This is a genomic window from Rathayibacter rhapontici, assembly GCF_001995175.1.
Taxonomy (GTDB): domain Bacteria; phylum Actinomycetota; class Actinomycetes; order Actinomycetales; family Microbacteriaceae; genus Rathayibacter.
Window position 1 is genome coordinate 1 of the sequence record NZ_MUKN01000027.1, and the last position, 13461, is coordinate 13461.

The following is a 13461-nucleotide window of genomic DNA, read 5'->3' on the forward strand; positions in this document are numbered from 1 at the left end:
GCCCCTGCGGGGGCGCCCGCCAGACCCGAGCCGGTCGCCGCGACGAGACCACCCCCTCCGCCCGCGTGCCGCGAGGCCCCCACCAGCAGTAGCGGCGAACGACCTGGAAACGAGCGTGGGGTGGGATCAGCTCCGTCCGGTCGGTCCATCCGACGACGGCCCTCGCGCAGCGAGGCCGACCGGCGATTCGCGTGCCAGCGAATCGACGTGGCCGGACGCAAGACTCTCCGCGGAACCCGACCGCTTCGACCAACCGACCGCGCCACCCCGCGCGAGGAGCGGCGTGGAGGACAGAAGGGGCGGGCCCGATGGGCCCCGTCCGGACGATCGATCGGACGACGGCCCTCGCGCCGCGAGGCCGACCGGCGATTCGCGTGCCAGCGAATCGTCGTGGCCGAACGCAGGACGCTCTGCGGTACGCAACCGCTTCGACCAGCCGACCGCGCCACGCCGCGCGAGGAGCGGCGTGGACGACAAGAAGGGGTGGGCCCGACGGGCCCACCCCTTCTATCGCAGAGACTCAGACCCCTACGTGGTTGCGGAAGCGCGCGATCGCGGCGAACTCCTCGACCTGGAGGCTCGCGCCTCCGACGAGGGCGCCGTCGACGTCGGGCTCACGCATGAAGCCGGCGATGTTGCCCGACTTCACGGAGCCGCCGTAGAGGATCCGGGTCTTCGCCGCGGTCTCGGCCCCGAGGATCTCGGAGACGACGCCGCGCAGCGCCTTGCAGACCTGCTGGGCCTGCTCGGGGGTCGCGGCCTGTCCGGAGCCGATGGCCCAGACGGGCTCGTATGCGACGACCAGGTCGGCGTCTGCGGGGAGGCCGGTGAGGGCCTCCTTCAGCTGCGCGACCGGGACCGCGGACGGGCCGTGATTCTCGAGGTCCTCGGCGGTCTCCCCCACGCAGACGATCGGGGGAACGCCGTGCTTGACGGCCGCGGCCGTCTTCGCAGCGATGTCCGCGTCCGTCTCGCCGTGGAGCGTGCGGCGCTCCGAGTGGCCGACGATCACGTAGTCGCAGTCGAGCTGCTTGAGGAACTGCCCCGAGATCTCCCCGGTGTAGGCCCCGCTGTCGAACTTCGACAGGTCCTGCGCGCCGTACTTGAGCGGCAGCTTGTCGGAGTCGACGAGGATCTGCACCGGACGCAGGTCGGTGAACGGCGGGAACACCGCGACCTCGACGCCGTCGAAGTCGTGGTCCGCGTCCTTGAGGCTCCACGCGAGCTTCTGGACGAAGGCGATGGCCTGGAGGTGGTCCAGGTTCATCTTCCAGTTGCCGGCGATGAGCGGGGTGCGGGTGTCTACTGCCATCCGAGGACCTCCAGTCCGGGGAGGCGCTTGCCTTCGAGGAATTCGAGGCTCGCTCCGCCTCCCGTCGAGATGTGGCCGAACTGCTCGTCCTCGAACCCGAGGGCGCGCACTGCGGCTGCCGAATCGCCGCCGCCGACGACGCTGAGTCCGTCGACCTCGGTGAGGGCCTGGGCGACGGCCTTCGTGCCGGCCGCGAACGGCTCGATCTCGAAGACGCCCATGGGGCCGTTCCAGAACACGGTCTTCGAGGCCGCGACGATCTCGGCGAACCGCTTCGCGGTGTCCGGGCCGATGTCCAGGCCCAGACCGGAGGCGCCCCAGGGGGTGCCCTCGATCGCGTCGGCCGACGCCGTCTCGTACTCCGCGTCGGCGCCGAACTTCGAGGCGACGACCACGTCCGTGGGCAGCACGATCTCGACGCCCAGCTCCTTCGCCTTCGCGAGGTAGCCGAGGACGGTGTCGATCTGGTCGGCCTCCAGCAGGCTGGAGCCGACCTCGTGGCCCTGGGCCTTGAGGAAGGTGAACAGCATGCCTCCGCCGATGAGGATCGAGTCGACCCGCGGGAGGAGGTGGTCGATGACGCCGAGCTTGTCCGACACCTTGGAGCCGCCGAGGACGACCGTGTAGGGGCGCTCGGGCTTCTCGGTGAGCCGGTCGAGCACCTCGAGCTCGGCCGCGATGAGCGTGCCGGCAGCGCTCGGGAGCAGCTGCGCGAGCTCGTAGACGCTGGCCTGCTTGCGGTGCACGACACCGAATCCGTCCGAGACGAAGGCGTCGCCGAAGGCGGCCAGCTTCTCGGCGAAGGCGCGGCGCTCGGCCTCGTCCTTGCTCGTCTCCCCCGCGTGAAGCGGAGGTTCTCGAGCACGACGACCTCGCCGGCGGCGAGACCCTCGACGGCCGAGGCCGCGGAGTCGCCGACGGTGTCCTCGGCGAACGAGACGGGAGCGTCGAGGAGCTCGCCCAGTCGCTCCGCGACCGGCGCGAGGCTGTACTTCGGGTTCGGCTCCCCGTCGGGGCGCCCGAGGTGGCTCACGACCACGACTCGGGCGCCCTCGGAGACGAGCCGCTGGAGAGTGGGCACCGACGCGCGCACGCGGCCGTCGTCCGTGATCGTTCCGTCCTTCAGGGGGACGTTCAGATCGCAGCGGACGACGACGCGCTTGCCTGCGAGGGAGCCCAGTGAGTCCAGGGTGCGGAACGTCACTGCGTCAGGCCCTAGAGCTTGCCGGCGACGAACTCGGTGACGTCGACGAGGCGGTTGGAGTAGCCCCACTCGTTGTCGTACCAGGACGCGACCTTGACCTGGCTGCCGATGACCTTGGTGAGGCCGGCGTCGAAGATCGAGGAGTGCGGGTCGGTCACGATGTCGCTCGAGACGATCGGGTCCTCGGTGTACTTCAGGATGCCCTTGAGGTCGCCCTCGGAAGCGGCCTTGTAGGCGGCGTTGATCTCCTCGACCGTGGCGGGCTTCGAGAGCTCGACGGTGAGGTCGGTGATCGAGCCGGTCGGGACCGGGACGCGGAGGGCGTAGCCGTCGAGCTTGCCGACGAGCTCGGGGATGACCAGGCCGAGGGCCTTGGCGGCACCGGTCGAGGTCGGGATGATGTTGACGGCGGCGGCGCGGGCGCGGCGGAGGTCGCTGTGCGGGCCGTCCTGCAGGTTCTGGTCGGCGGTGTACGCGTGGACCGTGGTCATCAGGCCGCGCTCGATGCCGAAGTTGTCGAGCAGCACCTTGGCGAGCGGCGCGAGGCAGTTCGTGGTGCAGGAGGCGTTCGAGATGATGTCGTGGGTCGAGGGGTCGTAGGTGCCCTCGTTGACGCCCAGGACCAGGGTCGCGACGTCGCTGCCGGTGGCGGGGGCCGAGACGATGACCTTCTTGGCGCCGGCGGTGATGTGCTTGCGCGCGTCCTCGGACTTGGTGAAGCGGCCGGTCGACTCGATGACGACGTCGACTCCCAGCTCGCCCCACGGGAGGTTGGCGGGGTCGCGCTCCTCGAGCACGATGATGGGCTTGCCGTTCACGACGATCTTGTCGCCGTCGAGCTCCACGGTGGCGTCCAGACGGCCGGTGATGGAGTCGTACTTCAGGAGGTGCGCGAGCGCCTTGTTGTCGGTGAGGTCGTTGACCGCGACGATCTCGAGGTCGCTGCCCTTGGCGAGGGCCGCGCGGAAGAAGTTACGGCCGATACGGCCGAAGCCGTTGATGCCGATCTTTACGGACACAGATTTCTCCTGGTGAGGAAGGGCACCCGGACGGTGCAGTGGAGGGTTGGAACGCTGCGAGAAGGCGTCCCGGGCCGGGCCCGGGACGCCGACATCGCTACGACAGTAGCAGCAGGCCGGAAGTCTTCTCGCGGGCCTTCTCGAAGCGCGCGGACACGTCGGCCCAGTTCACGATGTTCCAGAAAGCCTTGACGTAATCGGCCTTCACGTTGACGTAGTCGAGGTAGAAGGCGTGCTCCCACATGTCCAGGAGCAGCACGGGCACGGTGGCCGCGGCGAGGTTCCCCTGGTGGTCGTAGAGCTGCTCGATGATGAGCTTCTCGCCGAGCGAGTCCCACGCCAGGATCGACCAGCCGGACCCCTGGATGCCGAGGGCCGAGGCGGTGAAGTGCGCACGGAACTTGTCGAACGAGCCGAAGGAGTCGTCGATCGCCGCGGCGAGCTCTCCGACGGGCTTGTCGCCTCCGTCGGGAGAGAGGTTGTTCCAGAAGACCGTGTGGTTCACGTGACCGGCGAGGTTGAACGCGAGGTCCTTCTGCAGCTTGTTCACGTTCGCGAGGTTGTCGCTGTCGCGAGCGTCCTGGAGCGCGGCGAGGGCGGTGTTGGCGCCCGTCACGTAGGTGGCGTGGTGCTTGTCGTGGTGGAGCTCCATGATCCGCCCACTGATGTTCGGCTCGAGGGCCGAGTAGTCGTAGGGCAGTTCGGCGAGCGTGTAGTCAGCCATTCGCAATCTCCTGTTCGTGATCGTCGATCTCGAGAGGTCGGCCGGCCTCGATCCGCCTCCTCACGGGGAGGAGAACGGGCGCCGGCGGCGACCTGAGCGACGTCCCCAGTCTAGTGAGGAGGGCCCTTCGCGCTCGGAGTCCCTCCGCCGTTCAACCAGGAGACACTCAGCGTTCGCGCACCCGCCTCAGACGGTCACAGGTCCTGGAGCTCCGGGGGGAGGTTCGCGTCGGTGCCCGGGATGTCGAGCTCGGAGGCGCGCTTGTCGGCCATCGCCAGGAGGCGTCGGATCCGGCCGGCGACGGCGTCCTTTGTCATCGGCGGGTCGGCGTGGTGCCCCAGCTCGTCCAGGCTCGCGTCGCGGTGCGACAGACGCAGTCGGCCCGCGTAGCGCAGGTGCTCGGGGATGTCGTCGCCGAGGATCTCCATCGCGCGCTCGACGCGGGCACACGCGGCGACGGCGGCCTGCGCCGAGCGGCGGAGGTTCGCGTCGTCGAAGTTGACGAGCCGGTTCGCCGTCGCCCGGACCTCGCGGCGCTGGCGCAGCTCCTCCCAGCTCGCGACCGTCGCGGTGGCTCCCATGAGGGTCAGCATCGCGCTGATGCTCTCGCCGTCGCGCACGACCACGCGGTGCACGCCGCGGACCTCGCGCGACTTCGCCTGGACGCCGAGGCGACCGGCCGCCCCGACGATCGCCATGGCGGCCTCGTTCCCGGGGCAGACGATCTCGAGCGCGGCGGAGCGGCCCGGATCGGTCAGCGTGCCCTGCGCGAGGAAGGCGCCGCGCCAGACGGCGGCGAGCTCCTCGCGGGAGCCCGTGGTCAGGCGGTTCGGCAGTCCGCGCACGGGGCGCCCGCGCTGGTCGAGCAGACCGGTCTGCCGGGCGAGGGTGTCGCCGCCCTCGACCACGCGCACCAGCCAGCTGGTCGTGCGGCGGGAGCCGCCTGCCGAGACGATGCTGCCCTCGCTGCGGACCCCGTAGAGCTCGGCGAGGTCGCGGCGGACGCGGGTCGCGAGCGGCGCGGAGTCGAGCTCCACCTCCACCGCCAGCCGGTTCGAGATGATGTGCAGTCCGCCGGAGAAGCGGAGGACGGTCGCCAGTTCAGCGGCGCGGACGGTGTTCTTGCGCGAGACGATCGCGACCAGTTCGCCCTTGACGTCTGCGGTGAGGGCCACGGAGTCTTCCTTACGTCGGGTGCGCGGCGGAGCGCGCGGGGATCATTCTCGGCCGAGGTCGCGGTGCGCCACGTTGACGGCGACTCCGGGGAGCTCGGCCAGCCGGGCCGCGACGCGGCCGGCGATGGCGACAGAGCGGTGCTTCCCGCCCGTGCATCCGACCGCGATGGTCGCGTGACGCTTGTTCTCGCGCTGGTAGCCGTCGAGGACCGGGCGGAGCGCGCGCGAGTAGGAGTCGATGAACTCCTCCGCGCCCTGCTGGGCCAGCACGTATTCTCTCACCTCTTCGTCCAGGCCCGTGTGCGGTCGGAGCTCGGGGATCCAGTAGGGGTTGGGGAGGAAGCGCGCGTCGGCGACCATGTCGGCGTCGGTCGGCAGTCCGTACTTGAAGCCGAAGCTCATCACCGTGACCTGCAGACCGGCCCGGCCCGCTTCGGCGAAGCGCTCGGTGATGGAGGTCGCCAGCTGGTGGATGTTGAGGTCGGAGGTGTCGATGACGATGTCGGCCGACTCCCGCAGCTGCGCCAGCCGCGTCCGCTCGGCCGAGATGCCGTCGAGCAGCGTGCCCCGGCCCTGCAGCGGGTGCGGACGGCGGACCTGCTCGAAGCGGCGGACGAGCGCCGCGTCCGTCGCCTCGAGGAACACGACCCGGAGGTCGACCCCCGCCCGCAGCTCCCGGACGATCTCGCCGAGGTCGGCGAAGAAGTCGCGGCCGCGGACGTCGACGACGGCGGCGATCTTGGGCAGGGTGTCGCCCGCGCGCTGGGCGAGGTCGACGAGCGGCCGGAGCATCTGCGGCGGCAGGTTGTCGACGACGTACCAGCCCAGGTCCTCCAGGGCGTTCGCGGCCGTGGACCGGCCTGCGCCGGACATCCCCGTGACGATCAGCACGTCCTGCTGCTCGCTCTCCGTGCTCATGCGGTCTCCGTGCTCGTGTGTGAGGTGTCGGGGGCCCGAAGGACGGGCACCCGGGTGTCCAGCCTAGGGTGTGCGCCCTGCGAGGCCGCCCCTCAGGGGTGGAGGTGGGCGTGGACCGCGGCCGCCAGGGTGGGGCCGATGCCCTTGACCTCGGCGATCTCGGCGTCGCTCGCGTCGCGCAGCCTCGCGACCGAGCCGAAGTGCTTCAGCAGGTCGCGGACGCGGGTGCCGCCGAGGCCGGGGACCTCGCTGAGCTGCGACGAGATGTCGCGCTTGCGGCGCTGCCGCTGGTGCGTGATCGCGAAGCGGTGCGCCTCGTCGCGGATCCTCTGGAAGAGGAAGAGCGCGTCGCTGTTGCGCGGGAGGATCACGGGGAAGTCGGAGTCGGGCAGCCAGATCTCCTCCAGCCGCTTCGCGATGCCGCACAGCGTGATGCCGGTGACCCCGGACTCGTCGAGCGCCCGCTGGGCGGCGGCGACCTGCGGCTGACCGCCGTCGACGATCAGCAGGTTCGGCGGGTAGGCGAACTTGCGCCGCTTCGCCTCGCCCGTCTCGGGATCGACGGCGGCCGGCTCGACGGGCTCCTTCAGATAGGCGAGGCGGCGGGTCAGCACCTGGTGCAGCGACTCCGTGTCGTCGGTGGAGTCGGCGATGGAGAAGCGGCGGTACTGGTCCTTCCGGGCCAGTCCGTCCTCGAACACGACCATCGACGCGACGATGTTGGTGCCGCTGAGGTGCGAGACGTCGTAGCACTCCATCCGCAGCGGCGCCTCCTCCATGCCGAGGGCGTCGCGGATGTCCTCGAGCGCCTGGGTGCGCGCGGTGAAGTCGGCGGAGCGCCGGGTCTTGTAGAGCATGAGCGAGTGACCGGCGTTCTGAGTCGCCGTCTCGAGCAGCGCTGCCTTGTCGCCGCGCTGGGCGGCGCGGAGCTTCACGTTCGCGCCGCGCAGTCCGCTCAACCACTCCTCGAGCGCCTCGTGATCCTCGGGGAGCTCGGGCACGACGACCTCGCGCGGAGGGATGTCCCCCGTCTCGTAGGCGGCCTGGAGCGCGGTGTCGACGAGTTCGGCGGTGCTCATGTCGAGCTCCTTGTCGACCACCCAGCCCCGTTCGCCGCGGATGCGGCGCCGCGGACGCGGAACTGCTGGACCGAGGCCGCGAGCTCGTCGTGGACGATCGCGTAGAGATCCACGTCGACGTTGTCCTTCAGCACGACGGCGCTCTTGGCGAGCACGGCGTCGAGGGCGGCGGCCTGGTCGCGCAGCTTCGCGGCGCGCTCGTACTGGAAGTCGGCCGCGGCCTCGCGCATCTCCTTCTCGAGCTCGCCGATCATCCGCCGGTCGTGGCTGCCCATGAAGGCGACGAAGCGGTCGACCATCGCGCGGTGCTCGGCGAAGGTGACCCGGTGCGAGCAGGGCCCGCCGCAGCGCCCGATCTGGGAGGCGAAGCAGGGCTTGCCGCTCTGCATCGCCCGCTTGTAGTTCGAGTCGTTGCAGGTCCTGATCGGGAACGCCTTGATCATCAGATCGATGGTCTCGTGGATCGCCCAGATCTTGGGGTAGGGCCCGAAGTAGCGGGCACCGCGGATCTTGGCGTTGCGCGTGACCATCACGCGGGGCGCCTCGTCCCCGAGGGTCACCGCCATGTAGGGGTAGGACTTGTCGTCGCGGAACTTGACGTTGAAGGGCGGATCGAACTCGTTGATCCAGGTGAACTCGAGCTGCAGCGCCTCGACGTCCGTGCCGACGACGGTCCACTCGACGCCGGAGGCCGAGGTGACCATCCGCCGGGTGCGCTCGTGGAGCGACGGGAGCGGGGCGAAGTAGTTGCTCAGCCGGGCGCGGAGGTTCTTCGCCTTGCCCACGTAGAGCACCCGGCCCCGGGCGTCCTTGAAGCGGTAGACGCCTGGGAGGGTCGGGATCTCGCCGGCCTTGGGCCGGTAGTCGACGGTCTGCGTCATGCCTCGGTGCGTCCGTCCACCCCGGTCACTCGAGGATCTCGGCGAGGAACGAGCCGGTGTGGCTCTCGGGGACCTTCGCGACCTTCTCGGGGGTGCCGATCGCGACGACCTGGCCGCCGCCCGCGCCGCCCTCGGGGCCCATGTCGATCAGCCAGTCGGCCGACTTGATGACGTCGAGGTTGTGCTCGATGGTGATGACGGTGTTGCCCTTGTCGACGAGGCCGTTCAGCACGAGCAGCAGCTTGCGGACGTCCTCGAAGTGCAGACCGGTGGTCGGCTCGTCGAGCACGTAGACGCTGCGGCCGTTCGACCGGCGCTGCAGCTCGGTCGCGAGCTTGACGCGCTGCGCCTCGCCGCCCGAGAGGGTGGTGGCGCTCTGCCCGAGCCGGACGTAGCCGAGGCCGACGTCGACGAGGGTCTTCAGGAAGCGGTGGATCGCCGTGATCGGCTCGAAGAACCCGGCCGCCTCGGCGATCGGCATGTCGAGCACCTCGGCGATGTTCTTGCCCTTGTAGTGCACGGTCAGGGTGTCGCGGTTGTACCGCGCTCCCCCGCACACCTCGCACGCCACGTAGACGTCGGGGAGGAAGTTCATCTCGATCTTGATGGTGCCGTCACCCGAGCACGCCTCGCAGCGCCCGCCCTTGACGTTGAAGCTGAACCGGCCGGGCAGGTAGCCGCGGGCCTTGGCCTCCGTCGTCTCGGCGAAGAGGTTGCGGATGCGGTCGAACACGCCGGTGTACGTCGCGGGGTTCGAGCGGGGGGTGCGGCCGATCGGGTTCTGGTCGACGTGCACGACCTTGTCGAGGTTCTCGAGCCCGGTGACGCGGGTGTGCTTGCCCGGGACCTTGCGGGCGCCGTTGAGCTGGTTGGCGAGCACCCGGTAGAGGATGTCGTTGACGAGGGTGCTCTTGCCCGAGCCGGAGACGCCGGTCACCGCGACGAACGCGCCGAGCGGGAACTCGACGTCGACCTTCTGCAGGTTGTTCGCCGACGCCCCGACCACCTTGATGACCCGCTTGCGGTCGATCTTCCGGCGCTTCTTCGGCACCTCGATCGACTTGCGCCCCGAGACGTAGTCGCCCGTGAGCGAGTGGGTGTTCTCGAGCAGCTCCTCGTAGGACCCGGAGTGCACGACCTTGCCGCCGTTCACGCCGGCGCCGGGGCCGATGTCGACGATCCAGTCGGCGGTGCGGATGGTGTCCTCGTCGTGCTCGACGACGATCAGGGTGTTGCCGAGGTCGCGGAGCTTGATCAGGGTGTCGATGAGCCGGCGGTTGTCGCGCTGGTGCAGGCCGATGCTCGGCTCGTCCAGGACGTAGAGCACGCCCGTCAGTCCGGAGCCGATCTGCGTCGCCAGACGGATGCGCTGGGCCTCGCCTCCCGAGAGCGATCCTGCGGCGCGCGAGAGGTTGAGGTAGTTCAGCCCGACCTCGATCAGGAAGTCGAGGCGCGCCGTGATCTCGCGCAGGACCTGCGCGGCGATGTGCGCCTCGCGATCGGTCAGCTCGAGCTTCCCCATGAACGCCTGGGCGTCGCCGAGGCTGAGGTCGGCGACATCGGCGATGCTCGCCCCGTGCACGAGGACGGCGAGGACCTCGGGCTTCAGACGCGAGCCCTTGCAGACGGGGCAGGCCACCTCGCGGAGGAACTCGGCCCAGCGCGAGCGCTGCACGTCGGTCTCGGCCTGGACGTACTGGCGCTCGATGTAGGGGACGACGCCCTCGAAGCCGGAGGTGTAGCTCATCTCGCGGCCGTAGCGGTTCTTCCACTTGACCTTGACCTCGAAGTTGTCGCCGTGGAGCACGGCCTGCTGCACCTCGGAGCTCAGGCGCTTCCACGGGGTGGACAGCGAGAAGCCGAGGTCGCGGGACAGGCCGTCGAGGAGCTTCTCGTAGTACTGGAAGAGGCCCTTGCCCTGGGTGGTCCACGGGATGATGACGCCCTCGGCGATGCTGAGATCGGGGTCGCCGAGCAGCAGCTCGTCGTCGACGGACATGCGCGTGCCGAGGCCGGAGCACTCGGGGCACGCCCCGAACGGCGCGTTGAAGGAGAAGGTGCGCGGCTCGATCTCGGTCAGCGAGATCGGGTGGTTGTTCGGGCAGGACAGCTTCTCGGAGTAGGTGGTCCAGGCGCCGTCGCCCTCGCCGTCGACGAAGTTGATCTGCACGATGCCGTCGGTGAGGCGGAGCGCCGTCTCGAGCGAGTCGGTGAGGCGGCCGAGGATGTCGGGCCCGGCGACGAGGCGGTCGACGACCACCGAGATGTCGTGCTTGAACTGCTTCTTGAGGGTCGGCGGCTCGCTGAGCTGGATCAGCTTGCCGTCGACCATCGCGCGGGAGTAGCCGCCCGCGGTCAGCTCCTTGAAGAGGTCGACGAACTCGCCCTTCTTCTGCGAGACGACGGGGCTGAGGATCTGGTAGCGCGTGCCGGCGTCGAGCTCCATGAGCTGATCGGCGATCTGCTGGACCGTCTGCGCCGAGATCCTCTCGCCGCAGACCGGGCAGTGCGGGACTCCGATGCGCGCCCAGAGCAGGCGCATGTAGTCGAAGATCTCGGTGATCGTGCCGACGGTCGACCGCGGATTGCGGTTGGTCGACTTCTGGTCGATCGAGACAGCGGGGCTGAGGCCCTCGATGAAGTCGACGTCGGGCCGGTCGACCTGCCCGAGGAACTGGCGGGCGTAGGCCGACAGCGATTCGACGTAGCGGCGCTGCCCCTCCGCGAAGATCGTGTCGAAGGCGAGCGAGGACTTGCCCGAGCCCGACAGGCCGGTGAACACGACCATGGAGTCGCGCGGGATCTCGAGATCGACGTCCTGCAGGTTGTGCACCCGGGCACCGCTCACCACCAGCTTCGAGACGGAGTCGTCGAGCTGGGAGACGAACCGGTGGGGGTGGTGGGAGTGCTCGGAGGGAGCGGGAGCAGGGTCTTTGACAGCGTTCGAGATCGACACCTCGAAAGTGTATGCGGAGCCACCGACATCGCCGGCGGGCGTTCGCTGGGCGCTGATCCTGCCCCTCCGAGCTTGCGGATCAGGTCAGGTGACCGGCCTTCTCCATCTGCCGGAGCTCGCGCTTGAGCTCCGACACCTCGTCGCGCAGACGCGCCGCGAGCTCGAACTTGAGCTCGCCCGCCGCCTGCAGCATCTGGCCGTTCAGGTCGCCGATGATCGCCTCGAGGTCGTTGCCTCCGTTGGCGGCGAGACCCTGACGGCGCAGGTTCGGAGTGGGGCTCTTCTTCTTCGCGTCGCGGCCGGCGAGCAGCTTCGCCGTGTCGGCGCCCTCCCGGGCGAGGACCTCGGTGATGTCGGCGATCTTCTTCCGCAGCGGGGTCGGGTCGATGCCGTGCTCGAGGTTGTAGGCCACCTGCTTCTCGCGGCGGCGATCGGTCTCGTCGATCGCGAGCCGCATCGAGTCGGTGACCTTGTCGGCGTACATGTGCACCTCGCCGGAGACGTTGCGGGCGGCGCGCCCGATCGTCTGGATGAGCGAGGTGGAGGAGCGGAGGAAGCCCTCCTTGTCGGCATCGAGGATCGCGACCAGCGACACCTCGGGGAGGTCGAGTCCCTCGCGGAGCAGGTTGATGCCGACGAGGACGTCGTAGACGCCGGCGCGGAGCTCGGACAGCAGCTCGACCCGGCGCAGGGTGTCGACGTCGGAGTGCAGGTAGCGCACCCGCACGCCCGCCTCGGTGAGGAAGTCGGTGAGCTCCTCGGCCATCCGCTTGGTCAGGGTCGTGACCAGGATGCGCTCGTCGCGCTCGGTGCGGCGCTTGATCTCCTCGAGGAGGTCGTCGATCTGGCCCTTGGTCGGCTTGACGACGATCTCGGGGTCGATGAGGCCCGTCGGGCGGATGATCTGCTCGACGATGCCGTCAGCGATGCCCATCTCGTAGCGCCCGGGGGTCGCCGAGAGGTAGACCGTCTGACCCACGCGGTCCTTGAACTCCTCCCACTTCAGCGGGCGGTTGTCCATCGCGGAGGGCAGACGGAAGCCGTGCTCGACGAGCGTGCGCTTGCGCGACGCGTCGCCCTCGTACATCGCCCCGATCTGCGGCACGGTGACGTGCGACTCGTCGATGACGACGAGGAAGTCGTCCGGGAAGTAGTCGAGCAGGCAGTGGGGGGCCTCGCCCGACTGGCGGCCGTCGATGTGGCGGGAGTAGTTCTCGATGCCGGAGCAGAAGCCGATCTGCTGCATCATCTCGAGGTCGAAGGTGGTGCGCATCCGCAGTCGCTGCGCTTCGAGCAGCTTGTTCTGCTTCTCGAGGTCGGACAGGCGCACCTCGAGCTCCTCCTGGATGGTGTCGATCGCCCGGTGCATGACGTCCTGGCTGGCGACGTAGTGCGAGCCGGGGAACACCGAGACGGAGTCGAGCTTGCGGACGATGTCGCCGGTGAGCGGGTGCAGCGTGTAGAGCGCCTCGATCTCGTCGCCGAACATCTCGATGCGGATCGCGAGCTCCTCGTACATGGGGATGATCTCGATCGTGTCGCCGCGGACGCGGAATGTGCCGCGCGCGAAGTCGACGTCGTTGCGCGCGTACTGCATCGACACGAACTTGCGGATCAGGCGGTCGCGGTCGACGCGCTGCCCCACCTGGAGCGCGACCATCGCCTCGAGGTACTGCTCGGGCTGGCCCAGGCCGTAGATGCAGGAGACCGTCGACACGACGATGACGTCGCGGCGGCTGAGCAGGGAGTTGGTCGTGGAGTGGCGCAGGCGCTCGACCTCGGCGTTGACCGAGCTGTCCTTCTCGATGAAGGTGTCGGTCTGGGGGACGTACGCCTCGGGCTGGTAGTAGTCGTAGTACGAGACGAAGTACTCGACGGCGTTGTTCGGGAAGAGCTCGCGGAACTCGTTCGCCAGCTGTGCGGCCAGCGTCTTGTTGTGCGCCAGGACGAGGGTGGGCCGCTGCACGGCCTCCACCAGCCAGGCGGTCGTCGCGGACTTGCCGGTGCCGGTGGCGCCGAGGAGGACCACATCGGTCTCGCCGGCGGTGATGCGGGCGCTCAGATCCGCGATCGCCCGGGGCTGGTCGCCGCTCGGCTTGTATTCGCTGACGACCTCGAACGGGTGCACGGCACGGGTTGGCTCCATGTGTCGAAGCGTAGCCGCGACCACCGACACGGGGCTCGGCGTGCGCT

The 13461-nt window shown here is 69.4% G+C and carries 7 protein-coding genes and 2 pseudogenes; all 9 read right to left on the minus strand.

The annotated features are described in order from the left end of the window. Positions 1 to 520: 520 nt before the first annotated feature. On the minus strand, positions 521 to 1312 hold the full coding sequence (tpiA, locus tag B0T42_RS10150) for a triose-phosphate isomerase (RefSeq protein ID WP_077223063.1): 792 nt from the start codon (positions 1310 to 1312) through the stop codon (positions 521 to 523). Beyond that, positions 1303 to 2516, minus strand: a pseudogene (locus B0T42_RS10155) (phosphoglycerate kinase). The gene tpiA and the pseudogene B0T42_RS10155 overlap by 10 nt, the downstream one beginning before the upstream one ends. Positions 2517 to 2527: 11 nt before the next feature. Next, entirely contained in the window at positions 2528 to 3535 is a 1008-nt protein-coding gene (gene gap / locus B0T42_RS10160; RefSeq protein WP_077223064.1) for a type I glyceraldehyde-3-phosphate dehydrogenase, read from the minus strand. A gap of 97 nt (positions 3536 to 3632) precedes the next feature. Continuing rightward, positions 3633 to 4259 carry a superoxide dismutase gene (locus B0T42_RS10165; protein ID WP_077223065.1) on the minus strand — a complete coding sequence of 209 codons (627 nt, stop codon included), beginning with the start codon at positions 4257 to 4259 and terminating at the stop codon, positions 3633 to 3635. Positions 4260 to 4453: 194 nt separating this feature from the next. Further along, the gene (gene whiA / locus B0T42_RS10170; protein WP_055791947.1) at positions 4454 to 5434 is read right to left on the minus strand and encodes a DNA-binding protein WhiA; all 981 of its coding nucleotides are present in this window, start codon (positions 5432 to 5434) and stop codon (positions 4454 to 4456) included. A gap of 42 nt (positions 5435 to 5476) precedes the next feature. Continuing rightward, positions 5477 to 6352, minus strand: a complete 876-nt coding sequence (gene rapZ, locus B0T42_RS10175) for an RNase adapter RapZ (RefSeq protein ID WP_055791934.1) — start codon at positions 6350 to 6352, stop codon at positions 5477 to 5479. A 92-nt stretch (positions 6353 to 6444) separates the two neighbouring features. Next, a pseudogene (gene uvrC, locus B0T42_RS10180) lies at positions 6445 to 8312 on the minus strand (excinuclease ABC subunit UvrC). 25 nt (positions 8313 to 8337) lie between these two features. Next, positions 8338 to 11166 (minus strand): excinuclease ABC subunit UvrA, encoded by a 2829-nt coding sequence (uvrA, locus tag B0T42_RS10185; RefSeq protein WP_094742731.1) that lies wholly within the window; start codon positions 11164 to 11166, stop codon positions 8338 to 8340. Positions 11167 to 11347: 181 nt separating this feature from the next. After that, positions 11348 to 13414 carry an excinuclease ABC subunit UvrB gene (gene uvrB / locus B0T42_RS10190; protein WP_077223066.1) on the minus strand — a complete coding sequence of 689 codons (2067 nt, stop codon included), beginning with the start codon at positions 13412 to 13414 and terminating at the stop codon, positions 11348 to 11350. Positions 13415 to 13461 lie beyond the last annotated feature (47 nt).